This is a genomic window from Ralstonia chuxiongensis (assembly GCF_024158925.1).
Taxonomy (GTDB): domain Bacteria; phylum Pseudomonadota; class Gammaproteobacteria; order Burkholderiales; family Burkholderiaceae; genus Ralstonia; species Ralstonia chuxiongensis.
Map to the genome: position 1 here is coordinate 398725 of NZ_JAMYWC010000004.1, position 18504 is coordinate 417228.

Sequence of the window (18504 nt, forward strand, 5' to 3'; positions counted from 1 at the left end):
GCTATGCGCGCTCGCTCACGCCTGCGCTGGCGAAGGTCGCCATCTCGCGCAGGAACGCCACCGCTGACACGACCACCGGATACGCCAGCACCGCACCGCTGCCCTCCCCCAGTCGCAACGACAGCGACAGCAGCGGCCGCGCATCGAGCACCTCCAGCAGCGCGCGATGCCCGCGCTCGTCTGACACATGCCCGAATACGCAATAGCGCAGCACGTCGGGCGCCACCTGCGCCGCCACCAGCACTGCGGCCGTGGCAATGAACCCGTCGACGAGGATGACCATGCGCCGCTGCGCAGCTTCAAGAACCGCACCCACCATCGCCGCGACCTCGAAGCCACCGAAGCACGCAAGCACGTCCAGCGGCTCACGGACGTCAGCATGCTTGGCCATTGCCGCCTCCAGCACGGCACGCTTGTGGGCGAGGCCGTCATCGTCAAGCCCCGTGCCGCGGCCAACGCATTGCGCGACCGGCAGATCGCATAACCGCGCCATCAGGCATGCGGCAGACGCCGTGTTGGCGATGCCCATTTCGCCCAGCGCAATCACATTGGTGCCGAGCGCCGCATGGTGCGCCACCCGCTGCGCGCCGAGTGCCATGGCGCGGTTCCGCTCGTCGGCGGTCATGGCGGCTTGCGCAGCACCGTCGTCGGCAAAGTTGCGCGTGCCGGGGCCGACAGGTGCATCGACCAGGCCCGGCGTATCCGCCGTCCACAACGGTGCAGCAACGCCGGCGTTCACCACCTCCAGTGCAAACCCATGCTGGTGGCAGAACACATTGACAGCCGCGCCACCCGCGATGAAGTTGAGCACCATCTGCGCCGTCACCGCTTGCGGGTATGCGCTCACGCCAGCGTGGGCGATGCCGTGGTCTGCGGCAAAGACCACCATTGCAGGGCGCGTCAGCTGCGGTGTGTCGGTGTTCTGGATCAGGCCGATCTGCACGGCCAGCGATTCGAGCCGGCCCAGTGCGCCGAGCGGCTTGGTCTTGCTGTCGACGGCGGCCTGCAGGCGCGCGCGCAGCGCATCATCAAATGGTGGAATGTGCATGGCTTGGTTCATCACAGTTCGACTCCCGGCTGCGCCTGGATGCCTTGGGAAAACGCATGCTTGACGAGCGTCATGTCGGTCACGGTATCTGCGGCGTCAATCAGCTCGGGTGGCGCACCGCGCCCGGTAATCACCACGTGCTGCGCCGGCGGCCGCGCACGCAAATCGGCCAGCACGGTCTGTACGTCAAGGTAGTTGTACTTGAGCGCAATGTTCAGTTCATCCAGCAGCACCAGGCCGACGGTCGGATCGTTCAGCAGTTCGCGTGCGCAAGCCCATGCGGTTTGCGCCTTTTCAATGTCGCGCGTGCGGTCCTGCGTCTCCCATGTGTAGCCCTCGCCCATCACGTGAAAGCTGCATTGTTCGGGAAAACGACGGAGAAAGCGCTCCTCGCCGGTCGGGATCGCGCCCTTGATGAACTGCACCACGCCGACCTGCATGTCGTGGCCCATGGCGCGGATCACCATGCCAAAGCCGGAGCTGGATTTGCCCTTGCCGTTACCGGTGTTGACGAGCAGCACGCCGCGCACGTCGGTGGCGGCGGCGATCTTGGCATCCACCACGGCCTTCTTGCGCTGCATGCGCGAGCGGTGGCGCTCGTTCAGCGCGTCATTGTTGTCTTCAGTCGTCATCGGAATCATCAGGAATCAAGGCCGTGAGGCGGCCGTCGGCCACCTCAGCAATAGGCGTGCGCAGCACGCGCGCGCAGTGCTCGGGCGTGAGCACATCGGCCGCGATGCCGGCCGTGGTGTGCCCGGCGCCGTCCATCAGCAGCGCGTGCGTAGCGAAGCGGCGCGCGAGGTTCAAGTCGTGCACGGTCAGCACGACCAGCCAGCCGTGTTTGCGGCAGCCTTCGCGTAGCAGGCGAAGCACGGCAACCTGCTGATGCAAATCGAGGTGCGCAACGGGCTCATCGAGCAGCAGCACACGCGCCTCTTGCGCCACCACGGCAGCCATCGCCACGCGCTGACGTTCACCGCCAGAAAGCGTGCGCACATCGCGTTGTGCCAGCGGCTGCAACTGCAGCGCAGACACCGCTGCATCTACGGCGCGGGCATCGGCGTCGCCCTCCCACTCCCAGCGCGCGAGGTGCGGGTGGCGGCCGGTCATCACGGCGTCGTACGCGGTGATGGGGAAGGTGTCATGCAAGGTCTGCGGCAGAAACGCGCGACGGCGTGCCATCGCCAGCGCCGGCCAATCGGCAAGCGGCAAACCGTCGAGCATGACGCTGCCGCCGTCCGGCAATCGCAAACCTGCCAGCACGGCAAGCCATGTCGACTTGCCCGCGCCGTTCGGCCCGACCACGCACCAGAGTTGACCCGCGGTGGCCGTCATCGACAACCGCTCGATCAGCACGCGCCCATCGATGGTCACCCGCAGATCGTGCAGCGCGAGTTCGGGCGCTGCGTCCAAGTGGGCGAATGCGTCCGGTGCTGGACTTGGGCGGCGCCACCAGCTCATCGCGTGCTCCGCATCAGCAGGTAAAGAAACGTCGGCACCCCGAGCAGGGTGGTGATCACGCCCACGGGCAACTGCGTTGGGGCAATCACCGTTCGGGCGATCAGGTCGGCCAGCATCAGCAGGCCTCCGCCGGCCATCGCCGTGGCGGGCAAATGGATGCGCACGTCGCGGGTCCACGCCAGGCGCACCATGTGCGGCACCAGCAGGCCGACAAACGCGACCGAGCCTGCAATCGTGACCGCCACTGCTGTACACAGCGATGCCACCACGTAGATCAACGCACGCACACGCGCCACCGGCACGCCTAGCGCGCGGGCGCGGGTTTCACCGGTCAGCAGCACATTCAGGTCGCGCGCATGCGGCAGCACCACGGCGACCGCCACCACGAGCGCCGTCAACGCGCCCGCATAACGATCGGCGCCACCGAGGTCGCCGACCATCCAGAAAATCATGCCGCGCAGCTTATTCTCGGGCGCGACGGTCAAGATAAGCGTGATCAGGCCGACCCAGCCGGAGGCCATCACCACGCCACCGAGCAGCAAGCGCGCATTGGCCTCACCCGGCTCGCCGCGCCACAGGTGCTGACGCGCCAGCGCCGCCACCAGCGCCATCGACAGCAAGGCTCCGGCCCCGGCGCTCGTCTGCACCGCCCACCACGGCAGCGAAAACAACATCGCCGTGAGCGCCGCCACAGCCCCGCCACCGGACACGCCCAGCACATACGGATCGGCCAGTGGATTGCGCAGCAGCATCTGCATGAGCGCCCCGGCAAAGGCCAACAGCCCGCCGGCAGCAAATGCAGCGCCGGCGCGCGGCAAGCGCAATTCGGTGACGATGCCTGCAGCCAGGCCATCGCCACCGCTATTGCCAAAAAAGAGGGCCCGCCAGACTTCGGCGGGCGACAGCTTCACACTGCCGAGCATCAATGACGCCACCAGCACCACCACGCACGCGAGCGCCAGCAGCGACCACAGTCGCCAGGCAAAACCGCGTGCGCGCAGTGCAGGTGTTGTCATCGCTTCGGTTCGTGCTGTTGCCACGACAGCGTGAAGAACACCCCACGCGATGCCGTGTTGTATGGATAGACCAACTGGTAATTCTTGTTCGTCACGTTTTCAACCCGTGCCGACACTGCCCAGTCAGGCGTGATCTGGTAGCGGCCGACTAGGTTCAGCAGGCCATAGCCGCCGAGCGTCTTGGTCGAATCCTGGCGGTCTCCCGCCGCATTCCACTCCACGCCCGCCGAGAACGGCCCGAAGGTCTTGTACGCCGAAACGCTGCCGAAGTGCCGTGCACGGCGCGACAGCAACTGGTTGGCTGACAAGTCCTGCGGGTTCTGCATGGTAAAGCTGGCACGCAGATCCACGCCATAGATCGAACCCCGATACGACGTCTCGAGCCCGTTCACACGCGCACGGTTGACGTTGGCTGCGGAGCAATTGAAATCTGCGTCGCATACAGCCGTGATCAGGTTGCTGTAGTCCGTCTCGAACGCCGTTACGCGCACCAGGCCGATCGTGCTGCTGAATTCCACGCCGCCTTCCACCGAGCGCGCTTTCTCGGGCTGCAGGTTCGGGCTGCCGAAGAACGGGTAGTAAAGCTCGTTGAAGCTCGGCGCGCGGAAGGCATTGCTCACGCTCGCCACTGCCTTCCATTGCGGGTTGAACGCGAAGCCGTAGCCGGCGTAATAGCTGTTGGCGCCACCAAAGTCCGAGTAGCGGTCGCGACGCACGTTCAACTGCAACTGGTGCGGACCGAACTTGCCTTCGTAACCGATGTAGCCGGAATCGACCCTGCGCGTGGGCGCGTCGTAGGCATCACTGTCGATGGTGGTTTGCGAATGTTCCAGGCCGACCTTCAGCAATTGGTCAGGCATGAACACCCAATCGTTCTGCCAGCTCGCCTGCTGGTTGCGCGTGTTGAAACGACCGTTCTGCGCGCCGTTCAGGAAGTTCAGGTTTTTATCGTCACCTTGCGAGAGCGTCACGCGCGTCTTCCAGTCCTGCGTCACCTTGCCGTCCACATACGCCGACATCGACCGCACCTGGTTATGCGCGATATTGATATCGGTCGGGCTGCCGAAGCCGCTGTCGTAACTGACATCGCCCCAGGTCTGGAAGTACGTCAGCCCTGCCTGCCAATCCGCGGAAAAGCGATGCGACAACTGCGCCGACACGCTCTTGTTCGTGTAGGGGTTGTCGTTCGGGTTGGCATTCTTGGCCTGCAGCGGATTGATTGCAGAGAATCCGTCGGTCTTGAACTCCGACACCGACACCGCGAACGACGTATCGCCGCGCTCGCCCAGCGAGCCGTTGATACCCGCCTGCGCGCGCTTGGTGTTGCGTGCGCCGTACTCAATCTCTGCGTTGGCCAACGGGGCATGCCCCTTGCCGCTGCGCGTGAAGATCTGCACCACGCCACCAATCGCGTCGGAACCGTAGAGCGCCGACACATTGCCGCGCACGACCTCGATATGGTCGATCTGGTCGGCCATCAGTTGATCGATCTGCGTGGCGCCCAGCGTAGCGGAACTCACCCGCACGCCATCAATCAGAACCAGCGTCTGGCTGGAACTGGCGCCACGCATGAAAAGACTGGCGCTGGTGCCGGGGCCGCCGTTCTGTGTGATTTCGATGCCGGCCTCGCGGCGTAGCAGCGTCACCGCATCCGACGCCTGCGAGCGCTCGATATCGGCGCGGCTGATGACCGTCGTGTGCGGCAGTGCATCCGACAGGGGCTGCTCGCTGCGCGAGGCCGTCACCACGGTCGGATTCAGTTCACCCACTGGCGTGCTGGCTGCCGGTGTATTGCTTTGTGCCCAGGCCGGCGCAACTGCACCTGCCATGACCCCCGTTAGTGCGCTGGCAAGCGCGCGCATGGCCGTCCGGGGCATCCGGAGTGGCCGCTTTGTAGTCAAGCTCATGTTGAAAAGACAAGAAGCGTCAGCCGGACCCGTTCCCCCGCGGGTCGCTGGCAGCAGGATCTCGATGCGGTTCCCTCCAGGGTTTCACATCGGCTCTGAGATCCACCGTCCTGGCCGGTATCCGGGCTGGCGAAGCGGCCTGTCCGCCTTCCCATTCCCAAAGGAACAGTGGCGTATGGACAGACCGCGCGGCACCCATCTTCTTTGCGAGATGGCGGGCACACGCGACGTTCGCTTACCGTTGCGGGGGCAGCGCAGGTTGGCGCATCGCTTGGGGCGCGCGCTCCCTGCTTCCCGTTTAACTGCAGATGGTGCTGCGGGCACCAGGACGCCGCGAAGTTTAACGGAAAAGGCCCGCAAAACCCGCCCCAGTCGCGGTAAAAACACACCCGTCGCCCGTTGTGCCCGCTGCGTCGCCTCATGCCAGCGCATATTGCGCATCCGTATGGAGGACAGGCGCGACGCGCATCATCGGCTAAAATCCCCCCACTCGATTCTGATTGACACCCAATGCTGAACGAACTCGAACAACTTGCCGGCAAAATCGCGCGCGTGCTGCGTCACGCCGATGCGCTAGCCGCCGAGAACCAGCGCCTGCGCGCCGAAGTCGAGCGGCTTCAGGCGGAAGCCGAGGCCTCCAAGACCGAGCGCGACGCGATGGTCGCCGATCGCAGCGTGCTCAATGCCAAGATCGAAGAAGCGCAACTGCGCATCCAATCGATTCTCGACAAGCTGCCCACGGCTACCGACGCGCGCCAGCTTGACCTCCTCGGCCAGGCCGCAGGCGCCGATGAAACAACGGCCGCCCCCGCCCCGCATTCGGAGACCTAAGCATGAGCAGCAAGCAAATTGAAGTGAACATCGCCGGGCAGCCCTACAAGTTTGCCGTCTCGGTCGATAACGAAGCCGCGCTGCGTGAAGCCGCAGCCATGGTCGACAACCAGATGACGCGCATCAAGAACGGCTCGAACACCAAGGGCATCGAGCGCGTTGCCGTGATGGCCGCCATCAGCATCGCGTCGGATTTGCTGTCGATGCAACGCCAGGCCGCGTCCGATTCCGCCCTGCCGATCGACACGATTCGCGCCAAACTGGCCGACCTGAACGCCCGCACTGACGAGGCGCTGCGCCAGTACGGCGAAGTCATTTAGCGAAGGTCAAAACGTGTTTGTAACCGGATCGCATCCGGGCTTGGGTTCGGATGCGAACGGGTGTATAGTGTCACCCAATGGCTTCCACAATCTCCCGCAAACCCTTGCAGCATAAGGCTTTAGCGGCTACAGGGTAGAGATAGACGGTTGCCTGCGATGAATCTTCAGACGCATCGCCATGCGCTCAAAACACAGCGTGATGATGCGTCTGACAGTTTCCCTGCCTGGTTCGCCATGGCCATTAATTCCTTGAACCGATAAGCATTGCTTGGTGCGGGATATGCCGTGTGGGCGAGCGCGTCTTCCAGTGCATAGCGTGCGACGCAAGTCGTGGGCTCCCTGCGCCGGTGATGTACCCAAAATGCGGCTTCCGCTGCCACTCTGAACCTCACTTGGGTTCAGGATGCGGGTCTAGCGGCCAAGGTGGGGACCCAACAAAAAGGCGGTAGTGCACATGTGCGCTACCGCCTTTTTCTTTGCCTATCCTCGATACGCCCGCCATTGCCACAGCGCCAATGGCGAGGCCGCAGCCGTGTTGCTATGCTGCGCACACCGTCACTTCCCCGCACGTCGCCCGCGCACCCCACCCGATGGCCACCCAATACTGGTTGATGAAGTCCGAGCCCGACGAGGCCAGCATCGACACGCTGCACGCCGAAGGCACCTTGCCCTGGACGGGCGTTCGCAACTATCAGGCACGCAACTTCATGCGCGACCGCATGCGCATCGGCGACGGCGTGCTGTTCTACCACTCGTCCTGTCCGCAGCCCGGCATCGCGGGGCTGGCGGAAGTCTGCTCGACCAGCTATCCCGATCCGACGCAATTCGACGCCAAGAGCCATTACCACGACCCCGCATCGAAGCCGGAAGCGCCGCGCTGGATGCTCGTCGACGTAAAGTTCGTCCGCAAATGCGCGCTGATCGATCTGCCGACGTTGCGTGCGCAGGAACAGCTCGCCGACATGACGGTGCTGCAGCGCGGCAACCGCCTTTCGATCACGCCCGTCACACCTGCGCAGTGGCGTTACATCACCACCAAATTGATGCGCGATCCTGAGTGAACGGTTGGCATCGGCAGGGAATTGTTACAAACGTGATGAACGATGCGCGTAGCAGCCAGTCAGACGCATCACATTGCTTTTTTGGGAGAACACAATGAAATCTGTCCTGGCCGCAACCATTCTGGGGACTGCAATGATGACGACTGCTTTCGCACAAGCCGCTCCTGAAACGAATCATTCGGGCGTACTGTCGCTGGATGCGCAGGCCGTGGCCGAAGTGCCGACCGACACCGTCACGCTCACCCTGGGCGCCGAGCAGGAAGGCGCGGACCCGGGCGCAATCTCCACAGCCCTGTCGCGCAAGGCCGATGAGGTAATCAACCAGGCAAAACGCACGTCCGGCGTACAGGCAGAAACGGGCGGCTTCAACATCTATCCGAATACCGATCGCAACGGCAAGATCAGCGTCTGGCGCGGCCGTGCGGAAGTGCGCATCACATCGAAGGACTTTGCAGCGGCGTCCAAGCTGGCGGGCCAACTGGCCAACCAGATGCAGGTGCAGAACGTGAACTTCACGCTCTCGCGCGAGGCGCGCACGGCGGCGGAAGCCAAGCTGATCGATCAGGCCGTGAGTTCGTTCCGCGACAAGGCCCTGACGACCACCAAGCTGTTCGGCTACACGAGCTACACGATTCGCGATGTGCATGTGAGCGAGGGCAGCAACAACCCGGGCCCGCGTCCGATGATGCGCATGGCAGCGGCTCCCGCGTCGTACGATTCGGCGCCGGTGCCCATCGAGGGCGGCAAGGCCCAGGTAACGGTGACCGTTTCCGGCGCCGTGCAGATGCTGAAATAGGCAGCGAGCCGCTCCATGAAAAAAGCCACCGAACTTCGGTGGCTTTTTCTTTGCGCGGTTGCAACGTCAGGCGTGCGCCTGGTTTTTTGCGCCGTTGCCTGCACGACGATAGGACCAGACCAGCATGGCGATGCCGATCAGGATCATCGGCAGCGACAGCCACTGCCCCATCGACAGGTTCGCCGCCAGCAGGCCGAGGAAGTTGTCCGGCTCGCGGGCAAATTCCGCAGTGAAGCGAAACACGCCGTAGCCGAGCAGAAATGCGCCAGACACCGCGCCCATCGGCCGCGGCTTGCGCGCATACAGCCACAACAGGATGAAGAACAGCACACCCTCGCCGAGGAACTGGTAGATCTGCGAGGGGTGGCGCGGCAGCATGTGGTACTGGTCGAACAGAGCTTGCACGCCGCTGGTGACGGCCTCTTGCGCGTGCGAGAGCAGCCACTCCCGGTCTTCGCCCTGCGCCTGCGGGAACATCATCGCCCACGGCAGATTGGGCGACGACACACGGCCCCACAGCTCGCCGTTGATGAAGTTGCCAAGGCGCCCCGCTGCGAGGCCGCACGGCACCATCGGCGCGATGAAATCGGTCACCTGCATCCACGAGCGGCCGCGCATGCGCGCATACAGCATCATCGCCACGACCACACCGAGGAAGCCGCCGTGGAAGGCCATGCCGCCTTCCCAGACCTTGAAGATGTCGAGTGGGTGGGCGAAATACCAATCGGGCTTGTAGAACAGCACGTAGCCCAGGCGCCCGCCCAGAATCACGCCCAGCACGCCGTAGAAGAGCATGTCGTCGAGGTCGCGGCCGGTCCAGCCTTCGGCGGCGATGTGCGGCTGGCGCGTGCGCAGGCGGCCGAACCACAGGAACATGATGAACGCCGCCAGATACATCAGGCCGTACCAGCGGATGGCGAGCGGCCCCAGATGCAGGGCGACGGGATCGAATTGCGGATGGATGAGCATGAATCCTGTGGGTTTCAGGTTTGGTTGTCTTCTTGCAGCTTGGCGACGGCTTCGGCACTGGCCACGAACCACGGCAGCACCGGCGAAGCCGCATCTCGCCGCCACACCAGCCCGGTCTCGATGAACGGGCTTGGCGCGGCGAGTTCGAGATAGACCACGCCGGTCCGCTGCAGGTTGCATAGCGATGCCGGGACCAGCGCAATCCCCATCTCAGCGGAGACCAGGCTGACGATGGTCTGCATCTGGATGGCTTCCTGGCCGATGCGCACAGCGGCCCCAGATTCTCCGGGCCGGCCGCCGTGCGCGGCATGATAGCCGGTAATGATGTCATACAGCGCAGGCGCGGACCGGCGCGGAAAAATGATGAGCGATTCGGCCGCCGCATCCGCCAGGGCAATGGGCTGGCCCGGCGCCACGCCCCATTGCGCCGCGCGCGATGCGGGCACCGCCAGCACAAGGCGCTCGCGCACCAGCGGGCGGTATTCCAGCTCGCCGGGCACCGAGCCCGCGTGATGCGCGATCACGACACCCGCGTCCACATCGCCGGCCAGGAGCGCTTCGATCTGCACATCGCTGGTGGCCTCGCGCAGCAGAAGCTGCACATCGGGCCGCGCGTCGCGAAAATGCCGCAGCAAGGCTGGCAGGATGCCGTAGTCGGCGGTGCTGACGAAGGACAGCGACAGCGAGCCGACCTCCCCGCGCGCCAGCCGCTGCGCCAGGCCGGGCAGTGCATTCGCCTCGGCAAGCACACGCCGCACCTCGACCAGCCAGCGCGCACCGACGGCCGTCAGCGCCACGGAGCGCTGCGTGCGATGAAATAGCGTGACCCCGAGTTCGTCTTCCAGCGCGCGAATCTGCTGCGACAGCGGCGGCTGCGTCATCGAAAGACGCTCGGCGGCGCGCCCGAAATGCAATTCCTCGGCAACGGTCACAAAGTAGCGAAGCTGGCGCAGATCCATATCGGCGATTGATATTTTTTTCGACTCAATAATCTGCCAATAATATATTTGACGCACCATTTCTCCAAGCGCATGCTGGGCGCCAGGCTGTTGACTACAACGATAGTGCCGACCCCACGGAGACTTCCATGCCAGACAACAAGCGTTCGCAACACATTACCCAGGGTGTGGCGCGCTCGCCCAATCGCTCGATGTACTACGCGCTGGGCTACACGAAAGACGACTTCAACAATCCGATGATTGGCGTGGCCAACGGCCATTCGACCATCACGCCGTGCAACTCGGGCCTGCAGAAGCTGGCAGATGCCGCCGTGGCTGCGATAGAAGACGCTCGCGCGAATCCGCAGACTTTCGGCACGCCCACCATTTCCGATGGCATGTCGATGGGCACGGAAGGCATGAAGTTCTCGCTGATCTCGCGCGAGGTGATTGCCGACTGCATCGAGACCTGCGTCAACGGCCAATGGATGGATGGTGTCGTCGTCATCGGCGGCTGCGACAAGAACATGCCGGGCGGCATGATCGCCCTGGCGCGCACGAATGTGCCAGGCATCTATGTGTACGGCGGCACCATCAAGCCGGGCCACTGGAAGGGCAAGGATTTGACGATCGTCTCGTCGTTCGAGGCCGTAGGCGAATTTACGGCCGGCCGCATGAGCGAAGAAGACTTCGAGGGCATCGAGAAAAACGCCTGCCCGTCGAGCGGTTCGTGCGGCGGCATGTACACGGCCAACACGATGAGTTCATCGTTTGAAGCGCTGGGCATGTCGCTGCTGTATTCGTCGACGATGGCCAATCCCGATCAGGAGAAGGTCGACAGCGCAGCCGAATCCGCGCGCGTCCTGGTAGAAGCCGTGCGCCGCGACCTGAAGCCGCGCGACATCATCACGCGCAAATCCATCGAGAACGCCGTAGCCGTAATCATGGCCACCGGCGGCTCCACCAACGCCGTGCTGCACTACCTGGCCATCGCCCACGCGGCGGAGGTGGAATGGACGATCGACGACTTCGAGCGGGTGCGCCAGCGTGTGCCCGTCATCTGCAACCTCAAGCCCTCTGGCCAGTACGTGGCCACCGATCTGCACGAAGCCGGCGGCATTCCGCAGGTGATGAAGCTGCTGCTCAACGCAGGCCTGCTGCACGGCGAATGCATCACCATCACCGGCAAAACGCTGGCTGAAGAACTCGCGCAGGTTCCTGATCAACCGCGCGCTGACCAGAACGTGATCCTGCCGATCGACAAGGCCCTCTACAAGGAAGGCCACCTCGCCATCCTGAAAGGCAACCTGGCCGAGGAAGGCGCCGTGGCGAAAATCACCGGCCTGAAAAACCCCGTCATCACCGGCCCGGCGCGCGTCTTCGACGACGAACAAAGCGCGATGAGCGCGATCCTGAGCGACCAGATCAAGGCCGGCGACATCCTCGTGCTGCGCTATCTGGGGCCGAAGGGCGGCCCCGGCATGCCGGAGATGCTGGCCCCGACCTCAGCCATCATCGGCAAGGGCCTGGGCGAATCGGTTGGCTTTATTACCGACGGACGCTTCTCGGGCGGCACGTGGGGCATGGTGGTCGGCCACGTCGCGCCGGAAGCATACGTGGGTGGCACGATCGGCTTCGTGCACGAAGGCGATTCAATCACCATTGACGCGCACCAGCGCCTTTTGCAGTTGAACGTGCCCGATGATGAACTCGCCCGCCGCCGCGCGGCGTGGAAGCAACCGGCGCCGCGCTATACGCGTGGCGTGCTGGCGAAGTTTGCGAAACTGGCAGCCACGGCCAGCAAGGGCGCGGTAACGGACTGAGTGGTTGGCGACACCAACAAAAAACCCGCCAGACGGCGGGTTTTTCTTTGTCCGATCAGCGCTGCAGCGGCTTCTGCTGCGCAGCGAACGCATCGTCCAGCGCCGCACCCAGCCAATCCATCAGGCGAGCCTCGAGCGTGCGGGTCAGCTCAGCGGCGAGCTGTTCGCTCAGCAGCGAGAGGCGCGATTCCATGGTTGCGCGACACTGCGCTTCGATCAACGCCGGCCATTCGGACTGGAAACGCCACATCACATCGCCCATCACGCGGGCGGCATCGGTCCCTTCGTGAGGCATGGCCGAAGTTGGTGCAAGGCCTTGCTCGCGCAGTGCGGGCGGGACGTCCGCGTTGGGCGCCTCAATTGGGGCGTGCCGCGGCGTGACGGGCGCTGCCGCAGGCGCCACATCCTCCAGTTCGACAATCTCCGTCAGAACGGGGATGTTGTTGTCCGCGTGGGACCCAGGATAGCGTCCGTCGGTCATGCGCGCCCCACGTCGTGATGTTGGATCGGATAGCCGCGATCGCGGTAGAAGCGGAAGCGATCGCGCGCTGCTGCGCGATCGGCATCGTCATCGCCAACGATCTCGATCAATCGGCTAAAGCGTGCGAACAGCGCCGGCGGTTCAGGCGAAAGATTGACCAGAATGTCGTGATGCGGCGCGTCGTCCAGCGGCTCGGATGCATCGGCCAACAGGATGGGCGTCTGCGCAGCCAGCGGATGCCGCAGGCCGCAGTGCGGCAGGAAATCGAGCTGACTGAACGTCCACAACTGCGTGTCGAACGCTTGCAGCGCAGCCTGATCTCCGACCACGATCACTTTCAGACCCGCGCCGTAGGCCTTGCGTACTAGCCGGCAGGCATAGGCCAGCTTGCCGGGCACGTTGCTGTGGAAATCGACGCGAGTCATACGGTGCTTTACCTCTGCCAATCAACCGCGGTCCATCAGGAAGCGCGTCAACAGCGGCACCGGGCGGCCCGTGGCGCCCTTGGCCGCGCCGCTCTTCCAAGCGGTGCCGGCGATGTCCAGGTGGGCCCAGTCGTACTTTTCGGTAAAGCGCGCCAGGAAACAAGCCGCCGTCACGCTGCCGGCCGGACGGCCGCCGATGTTGCCCATGTCGGCAAAGTTGGACTTGAGCTGCTCTTGGTATTCCTCATCCAGCGGCATGCGCCACGCGGTATCGAGCGATTGCTTGCCGGCCGCCACCAGCGCGCCCGCCAGCGCATCGCTGCGGGCGTACATGCCGGTGTTGATGTGACCAAGCGCGATGATGCAGGCGCCCGTGAGCGTTGCCACGTCGATCACCACCGCCGGCTTGAAGCGCTCCACGTAGGTCAGCGCATCGCACAGGATCAGGCGGCCTTCGGCGTCGGTATTCAGGATCTCGATGGTCTGGCCCGACATGCTGGTCACCACGTCGCCCGGCTTGGTGGCAACACCGCTGGGCATGTTTTCGCAGGTCGGCACCACGGCGATGACGTTCTGCTTGAGCCCCATTTCAGCCACAGCACGCAGCGTGCCCAGCACCGAAGCAGCGCCGCACATGTCGTACTTCATCTCGTCCATGCCCTCACCCGGCTTGAGCGAGATGCCGCCCGTATCAAACGTGATGCCCTTGCCGACCAGCACCACCGGGGCCTGCTTGGCCGGACCACCCTCGTAGCGCAGCACGATGAATGCCGGCGGCTCCACGCTGCCCTTCGTCACGGCCAGGAAGGCGCCCATCTTCAAGGCTTCGATCTGCTTGCGGCCGAGCACCTCAACCTTGAGCTTGAAATCCTTGGCGATCTGGCGTGCGGTGTTGGCCAGGTAAGTCGGCGTACAGATGTTGGACGGCAGGTTGCCCAGATCACGCGTGAGGTCCATACCGTTGGCGATGGCGGTGCCGCGCGCGGCGGCCACGGCGGCCGCCTTGGCATCGGCTGCAGCCACGGTCAGGACGACCTTGCGCAGGCTCGTACCGTTTTTGTCGCGCTTGCTCTTGAGCTCCGGGTGACGCTCGATGAAGCGGTAGCTGGCTTCGCGGATGAGCGTGACGGCGGTCAGGACAGCCCAGGCGGTGTCTTTGTCGCGCGCGGCGTGCTCGGTGAGCGTCCACGTCACGCTGGTGGCCTTGGTGCTGGCCAGCGCGCGCAGTGCGGTGCGCACGGCTTCAGCGTAAGCGCGATCGGTGAAGTCGGCTTCCTTGCCCAGACCGACCAGCAGCACGCGGGCAGCGCCCACGCCTGCCACTTCGTGCAGCAGCAGCGACGTGCCGCGCTTGCCTTCAAAGTCGCCCAGCTTGACGAGGCGAGCGACCAGGCCCTTGGTGGCCACGTCCAACGCCTTTGCGGCGCCGGCCAGGGTCTGCGACTCGAACAGACCGATCACGAGGCAATCGCTCTTGGCGGCCAGGGCGCCCGCTTTGGCCCAATCCAGGGCTTTTGTGCTAAATTCCATCGCGCTTCTCTCTATGAGGCGAGTCAACGAAAGCCCACATTATCCGCCATTTTGCGCAGGGGCTCCGGTGGAACGCACGCCGGCCATGACCTCGCCCTCCCATCCCGCATCCGCATGATTTTTGAACAAGCCCTGCGACGCGAGCTGTCCTTCACCGCCGGCGCCGTCTTTCTCGTGCTGCTGACGTTCATGCTGACCACCCTGGTGATCCGCATTCTCGGCATGGCCGCCAACGGCGAAGCGAACCCGAACGACGTCCTGCTCCTCATCGGCCTGGCAACGCTGGGCTACCTGGCGATTCTCCTGTGCGCCACGCTCTTCATCTCGGTATTGCTGGTGCTGACGCGCTGGTACAAGGATTCCGAGATGGTGGTGTGGTTCACCTCGGGCATCAGCCTGACGGATTTCATCCGCCCCGTGCTGCGTTTCTCGCTGCCGTTCATCGTGCTGGTGGCGCTGCTGGCGCTGTTCGGCTGGCCGTGGGCCAACCAGCAGAGTGCGCTGTTCCGAGACCGCTTCGAGCAGCGCGACGTGCTGTCGATGATCTCTGCCGGCCGCTTCATCGAGCCTGCGCACGGCAACTACGTCCTCTTTATCGAGGGCGTCGATAACGGCATGAAGCACGCCCGGAACCTGTTCGTCGCCAATGCCGAACAGGACAAGATTGGCGTGGCGATGGCCAAGACCGGCGAATTCAAGACCATGCCAAACGGCGACCGCTTTGTCGTGCTCGACAAGGGCCGCCGCTATGAAGGCACGCCCGGCAAGCTGGATTACCGCATCGTCGAGTTCGACAAATACGGCGTGAAGGTCGCCAACAAGCCGCCGCAGGCAGATGCCAGCCTGCCAACCAAGAGCCGCTCCACGAAGGATCTGCTCGCCAACCCGACGCCCGAGAATCTCGGCGAGCTGGTCTGGCGAATCGGCCTGCCGCTGCTGGCGCTGAACTTCGTGTTGATCGCCATTCCGCTGGCCTACGTCAACCCGCGCCTGGGCCGTTACACACCGATGATCTTCGCGGTGCTGATCTACCTGACGTATTCGAACCTGCTGAACCTGTCGCAGGCGTGGGTCTCGCAGGGCAAGATGAACGTATTCATGGCGTGGTGGCCGATCCACCTTGCCGCCTTCATCTGCGCGGTGCTGCTGTTCCGCTTCCGCCATTACAGCGCGGCCGGCCTGAAAGGGATTTCCGCCCTGCTCGGCTTCGCACCCAAGAAGGCGGGTGCGTGATGAAGATGCCGGTCTATGAGAAGTACTTTGCGCGTCAGATCTACGGCGTATTCATCTTCATCCTGTTTGCGGTGCTGGCGCTGTTCATCTTCTTCGACATGCTGGGCGAGCTGGGTTCAGTGGTCGGACGCTACACCACGCTCATCGCGTTCTTCCACGTGATGCTGCAGGCGCCGACGCGCGTGTACGAAGTGATTCCGGTGGCGGCGCTCATCAGCGCCATCTACGTGTTCTCGCAGATGGCGAGCCAGTCGGAGTTCACGATCTTTCGCGTGGCCGGGCTCGATACGCGGCGTGCGCTGATGTCGTTGTTCAAGATTGCGTTGCCGCTGGCGCTGGTCACGTACATCTTCGGTGAATTCATCGGGCCAAAGGCGGAAGAGTACGCACAGAAAGTGCGACTGGAAGCACTGGGCGCGACGGTCTCGGCCGGCTTCCGCTCGGGCGTATGGGTCAAGGATCGCGGCCCCGCCAAACCGGACGGCACGGGCGGCGAAGTCACCCGCTTTGTCAACGTGGGCGCGCTGCAGCCGGACCAGTCCATCAAGGGCCTGCGCATCTATGAATTCGATTCGGACTACCGCCTGAGTTCGATCCGCGTGGCGGAGCAGGCGCGCTACCAGGGCCACCAGAACTGGCAACTGAACGGCGTGACGGAAACGCGTTTCATTGAATTCCCGCGCAAGCCCGGCACAGTGGCCCCACAGGACACCGTGCAGGCCGTGCCCGGCGCACCCGATGCGCTGGCGCCTGACTTCCGCGGCGAGCAGATCAAGCTGCCGCAGCAGGAGATGCGCTCAGAACTCACGCCGCAGATCCTGTCGGTGCTGATGGTCACCCCCGACCGCATGGCTACGCTGGACCTCTTCCAGTACATCCGTCACCTGCGCGACAACAAGCAGGACACGCAGCGCTACGAGATCGCGCTGTGGAAGAAGGTGGTCTATCCGTTCACTGTGCTGGTGATGATGGCGCTGGCGTTGCCTTTTGCGTATCTGCACGCACGGGCGGGGGCGGTTGGCCTGAAGGTGTTCGGCGGCATCATGCTGGGGTTGTCGTTCCAGCTGGTGAACAACCTCTTCTCGCACGTCGGCCTGCTGAACACGTGGCCGGCCATCTTCACGGCCATCGTGCCGGGCGCGCTGTATCTGGCACTGGCGCTGGTCAGCCTGCGCTGGGTGGAGCGCCACTGATGGCCGACCGCGCCCTTGTCCTCTTTGCACACGGCGCACGTGATGCCCGCTGGCGTGAACCGTTCGATCGCCTGCACGCGCGTTTGGCTACGCAGCAACCCGACGTTGACACGCGCCTCGCCTTTCTCGAACTGATGACGCCCGATCTGCCGGGCACCATCGCTGACCTGGCCGCAAACGGCACGCGGAGTGTCACCATCGTGCCGGTGTTCTTTGGCCAGGGCGGCCACTTGCGGCGCGATCTGCCTGCGCTGGTTGCGCAATGCGCGCAGGCCCATCCCACGCTCTCTATCCGCTGCGCCGATGCGGTTGGCGAAGACGACGCCGTGCTCGACGCGATTGCCGGCTATTGCCTACGTGAACTCGCCATCGGCGGCTGATCTGCGCCCCGTCGTTGCAGCCTGACGCAGTCGAATTCAGTTGCGCGCATCAGGACGACGACGAGGCCAGCGTTGTCAACTGCCATCCCGGTCCGAAGACTAAATTGCCAGGCACTCCTGGTGCGCCCGTGCGGCAGGCCCACTCCGTCGGCTTGGCGGTTCCGTTGCACGAATCAATCGATTGGACCAGCGGCTGAAGATAGTACTGGCTATCCCAGGTGATTGGCTCGTCGATTGGGCGGCTCGGCAGCTGCGTCAGCCACGCAAGGCTGTTATTCATGCCAGGAGGCGGCTTTTGAAAGAAAAGGAACGGCAACGCGGTCTCGGCCCGATTGACGAGGTTGATCGTCACGCTCTTGAGCGCGCGCATCGAGTTGAGTTCTGACGGGTCACCATCGGGCGTCAGCTCTGCGACAACGGCCGTCGTGAGGACCGTCACATTGGCAATCATTGACGCGCCGCTGCCTTCCTGCGCCCCGGCCGTCACCGAATACAAGGTCGGATCCTCACCCTGCGTATCGTTTGCCGTGATCAGCAAAGGCAGGGAAAGCCCCGCCACCGGCACTTGGTAGATACCGTTCTCGTCGGTCGACGTTGTGATGGTGCGGCCGTTTGAATCGGTCACCGTCACGATGGCGCCGGGCAATACGTCGGCCCACGCGACCGTTCCGGTCAAAGTCGACGGCGTGAGCGTGGCCGGGGTCGCGACGGTCGTGCTGCCATCGTCTCCGCCGCCACATCCGGCAAGTGCGGACAGTGCGATTGCGCTCATCGCGGCGCTGGCCAGTGTGCGCCCCGTTCGATTGCGTAGATTTGTTGCGTCTTTCATGGCGGTTTGTTGCAAATAACAAGCGCCGGATGCTGCCATGCCTCTGATATCACCTCAACGAACCCGGACGATTGCGCGCGCAATCGGTCGTGCCGTCGCAGGAACTGTTCGCCGCGTCTCGGCACGTACTGAGCGAGCGTCTGGCCCTGCGGTAACCGGATGCCGGCGTCCGCTTCGCCTTTTCTTGCACCGACACCGCGCGGCCTGCCACTCAGGCGCACGCTGCCGCGCCAATCCACTGCACCGATGCTGTCGGCTTGCTG

General features: G+C 64.1%; 19 protein-coding genes, 1 other RNA gene and 1 riboswitch. Of the genes, 9 read left to right on the top strand and 11 right to left on the bottom strand.

The window, feature by feature from the left end; genetic code table 11:
• Nucleotide 1 precedes the first annotated feature (1 nt).
• From cobT to NKG59_RS15265, 5 genes are read right to left on the bottom strand one after another with little or no spacing between them, the layout of a single operon-like run.
• Complete coding sequence (gene cobT / locus NKG59_RS15245) at nt 2-1060, bottom strand: nicotinate-nucleotide--dimethylbenzimidazole phosphoribosyltransferase (RefSeq protein ID WP_420804033.1); 1059 nt, start codon at nt 1058-1060, stop codon at nt 2-4.
• Nucleotides 1060-1680 (bottom strand): cob(I)yrinic acid a,c-diamide adenosyltransferase, encoded by a 621-nt coding sequence (cobO, locus tag NKG59_RS15250; RefSeq protein ID WP_253538331.1) that lies wholly within the window; start codon nt 1678-1680, stop codon nt 1060-1062. The genes cobT and cobO overlap by 1 nt, the downstream gene beginning before the upstream one ends.
• Nucleotides 1670-2509: an ABC transporter ATP-binding protein gene (locus NKG59_RS15255; protein WP_253538333.1), complete on the bottom strand. Its 840-nt coding sequence runs from the start codon at nt 2507-2509 to the stop codon at nt 1670-1672. Before NKG59_RS15255 ends, cobO begins: the two co-directional genes overlap by 11 nt.
• Nucleotides 2506-3525, bottom strand: a complete 1020-nt coding sequence (locus NKG59_RS15260) for a FecCD family ABC transporter permease (RefSeq protein ID WP_253538335.1) — start codon at nt 3523-3525, stop codon at nt 2506-2508. Before NKG59_RS15260 ends, NKG59_RS15255 begins: the two co-directional genes overlap by 4 nt.
• Nucleotides 3522-5402: a TonB-dependent receptor plug domain-containing protein gene (locus tag NKG59_RS15265; RefSeq protein ID WP_253538337.1), complete on the bottom strand. Its 1881-nt coding sequence runs from the start codon at nt 5400-5402 to the stop codon at nt 3522-3524. Before NKG59_RS15265 ends, NKG59_RS15260 begins: the two co-directional genes overlap by 4 nt.
• Nucleotides 5403-5527: 125 nt before the next feature.
• Nucleotides 5528-5775, bottom strand: a riboswitch (cobalamin riboswitch).
• Nucleotides 5776-5942: 167 nt separating this feature from the next.
• Between NKG59_RS15265 and NKG59_RS15270 the strand changes: the two genes are divergently transcribed.
• From NKG59_RS15270 to NKG59_RS15290, 5 genes are all read left to right on the top strand, one after another.
• Nucleotides 5943-6263 carry a hypothetical protein gene (locus NKG59_RS15270; protein ID WP_045202842.1) on the top strand — a complete coding sequence of 107 codons (321 nt, stop codon included), beginning with the start codon at nt 5943-5945 and terminating at the stop codon, nt 6261-6263.
• A gap of 2 nt (nt 6264-6265) precedes the next feature.
• Nucleotides 6266-6583: a cell division protein ZapA gene (locus NKG59_RS15275; RefSeq protein ID WP_092972874.1), complete on the top strand. Its 318-nt coding sequence runs from the start codon at nt 6266-6268 to the stop codon at nt 6581-6583.
• Nucleotides 6584-6797: 214 nt separating this feature from the next.
• Nucleotides 6798-7017: non-coding RNA, 6S RNA (gene ssrS / locus NKG59_RS15280), on the top strand.
• A 156-nt stretch (nt 7018-7173) separates the two neighbouring features.
• Nucleotides 7174-7644, top strand: coding sequence for an EVE domain-containing protein (locus NKG59_RS15285; protein ID WP_024975020.1), 471 nt, complete (start codon nt 7174-7176; stop codon nt 7642-7644).
• A 94-nt stretch (nt 7645-7738) separates the two neighbouring features.
• Entirely contained in the window at nt 7739-8440 is a 702-nt protein-coding gene (locus tag NKG59_RS15290; RefSeq protein ID WP_045202839.1) for an SIMPL domain-containing protein, read from the top strand.
• 66 nt (nt 8441-8506) lie between these two features.
• Here NKG59_RS15290 and lgt read toward each other — a convergent pair whose 3' ends face one another.
• Complete coding sequence (gene lgt, locus NKG59_RS15295; RefSeq protein WP_253538339.1) at nt 8507-9409, bottom strand: prolipoprotein diacylglyceryl transferase; 903 nt, start codon at nt 9407-9409, stop codon at nt 8507-8509.
• Nucleotides 9410-9423: 14 nt separating this feature from the next.
• On the bottom strand, nt 9424-10368 hold the full coding sequence (locus NKG59_RS15300) for a LysR family transcriptional regulator (RefSeq protein ID WP_253538342.1): 945 nt from the start codon (nt 10366-10368) through the stop codon (nt 9424-9426).
• 128 nt (nt 10369-10496) lie between these two features.
• Here NKG59_RS15300 and ilvD point away from each other — a divergent pair, with 128 nt between their 5' ends.
• Entirely contained in the window at nt 10497-12170 is a 1674-nt protein-coding gene (gene ilvD / locus NKG59_RS15305; RefSeq protein WP_253538345.1) for a dihydroxy-acid dehydratase, read from the top strand.
• Between the two features lie 55 nt (nt 12171-12225).
• Here the strand turns inward: ilvD and NKG59_RS15310 are convergent, their stop codons facing one another.
• From NKG59_RS15310 to NKG59_RS15320, 3 genes are read right to left on the bottom strand one after another with little or no spacing between them, the layout of a single operon-like run.
• A complete protein-coding gene (locus NKG59_RS15310; protein ID WP_253538349.1) occupies nt 12226-12651 on the bottom strand; it encodes a DUF2486 domain-containing protein in 426 nt (141 codons plus the stop codon).
• Nucleotides 12648-13076, bottom strand: coding sequence for a DNA polymerase III subunit chi (locus NKG59_RS15315; RefSeq protein WP_045202834.1), 429 nt, complete (start codon nt 13074-13076; stop codon nt 12648-12650). Before NKG59_RS15315 ends, NKG59_RS15310 begins: the two co-directional genes overlap by 4 nt.
• A gap of 21 nt (nt 13077-13097) precedes the next feature.
• Nucleotides 13098-14606 (bottom strand): leucyl aminopeptidase, encoded by a 1509-nt coding sequence (locus NKG59_RS15320; RefSeq protein WP_253538352.1) that lies wholly within the window; start codon nt 14604-14606, stop codon nt 13098-13100.
• Nucleotides 14607-14720: 114 nt separating this feature from the next.
• On the opposite strand from NKG59_RS15320, the gene lptF reads away from it, so the two are divergent.
• From lptF to NKG59_RS15335, 3 genes are read left to right on the top strand one after another with little or no spacing between them, the layout of a single operon-like run.
• Nucleotides 14721-15839: an LPS export ABC transporter permease LptF gene (lptF, locus tag NKG59_RS15325; protein WP_045202832.1), complete on the top strand. Its 1119-nt coding sequence runs from the start codon at nt 14721-14723 to the stop codon at nt 15837-15839.
• Nucleotides 15839-17032, top strand: a complete 1194-nt coding sequence (lptG, locus tag NKG59_RS15330; RefSeq protein ID WP_045202831.1) for an LPS export ABC transporter permease LptG — start codon at nt 15839-15841, stop codon at nt 17030-17032. The genes lptF and lptG overlap by 1 nt, the downstream gene beginning before the upstream one ends.
• Nucleotides 17032-17412 (top strand): sirohydrochlorin chelatase, encoded by a 381-nt coding sequence (locus NKG59_RS15335; RefSeq protein WP_253538355.1) that lies wholly within the window; start codon nt 17032-17034, stop codon nt 17410-17412. Before lptG ends, NKG59_RS15335 begins: the two co-directional genes overlap by 1 nt.
• A gap of 49 nt (nt 17413-17461) precedes the next feature.
• On the opposite strand, the gene NKG59_RS15340 is transcribed toward NKG59_RS15335, so the two are convergent.
• On the bottom strand, nt 17462-18280 hold the full coding sequence (locus NKG59_RS15340; RefSeq protein ID WP_253538358.1) for a carboxypeptidase-like regulatory domain-containing protein: 819 nt from the start codon (nt 18278-18280) through the stop codon (nt 17462-17464).
• Nucleotides 18281-18504 lie beyond the last annotated feature (224 nt).

Coding starts and splice junctions, on each gene's coding strand:
- cobT (WP_420804033.1), bottom strand. CDS start 1,060: ATGAACCAAGCCATGCACATTCCACCATTTGATGATGCGCTGCGCGCG.
- cobO (WP_253538331.1), bottom strand. CDS start 1,680: ATGACGACTGAAGACAACAATGACGCGCTGAACGAGCGCCACCGCTCG.
- NKG59_RS15255 (WP_253538333.1), bottom strand. CDS start 2,509: ATGAGCTGGTGGCGCCGCCCAAGTCCAGCACCGGACGCATTCGCCCAC.
- NKG59_RS15260 (WP_253538335.1), bottom strand. CDS start 3,525: ATGACAACACCTGCACTGCGCGCACGCGGTTTTGCCTGGCGACTGTGG.
- NKG59_RS15265 (WP_253538337.1), bottom strand. CDS start 5,402: ATGCCCCGGACGGCCATGCGCGCGCTTGCCAGCGCACTAACGGGGGTC.
- NKG59_RS15270 (WP_045202842.1), top strand. CDS start 5,943: ATGCTGAACGAACTCGAACAACTTGCCGGCAAAATCGCGCGCGTGCTG.
- NKG59_RS15275 (WP_092972874.1), top strand. CDS start 6,266: ATGAGCAGCAAGCAAATTGAAGTGAACATCGCCGGGCAGCCCTACAAG.
- NKG59_RS15285 (WP_024975020.1), top strand. CDS start 7,174: ATGGCCACCCAATACTGGTTGATGAAGTCCGAGCCCGACGAGGCCAGC.
- NKG59_RS15290 (WP_045202839.1), top strand. CDS start 7,739: ATGAAATCTGTCCTGGCCGCAACCATTCTGGGGACTGCAATGATGACG.
- lgt (WP_253538339.1), bottom strand. CDS start 9,409: ATGCTCATCCATCCGCAATTCGATCCCGTCGCCCTGCATCTGGGGCCG.
- NKG59_RS15300 (WP_253538342.1), bottom strand. CDS start 10,368: ATGGATCTGCGCCAGCTTCGCTACTTTGTGACCGTTGCCGAGGAATTG.
- ilvD (WP_253538345.1), top strand. CDS start 10,497: ATGCCAGACAACAAGCGTTCGCAACACATTACCCAGGGTGTGGCGCGC.
- NKG59_RS15310 (WP_253538349.1), bottom strand. CDS start 12,651: ATGACCGACGGACGCTATCCTGGGTCCCACGCGGACAACAACATCCCC.
- NKG59_RS15315 (WP_045202834.1), bottom strand. CDS start 13,076: ATGACTCGCGTCGATTTCCACAGCAACGTGCCCGGCAAGCTGGCCTAT.
- NKG59_RS15320 (WP_253538352.1), bottom strand. CDS start 14,606: ATGGAATTTAGCACAAAAGCCCTGGATTGGGCCAAAGCGGGCGCCCTG.
- lptF (WP_045202832.1), top strand. CDS start 14,721: ATGATTTTTGAACAAGCCCTGCGACGCGAGCTGTCCTTCACCGCCGGC.
- lptG (WP_045202831.1), top strand. CDS start 15,839: ATGAAGATGCCGGTCTATGAGAAGTACTTTGCGCGTCAGATCTACGGC.
- NKG59_RS15335 (WP_253538355.1), top strand. CDS start 17,032: ATGGCCGACCGCGCCCTTGTCCTCTTTGCACACGGCGCACGTGATGCC.
- NKG59_RS15340 (WP_253538358.1), bottom strand. CDS start 18,280: ATGGCAGCATCCGGCGCTTGTTATTTGCAACAAACCGCCATGAAAGAC.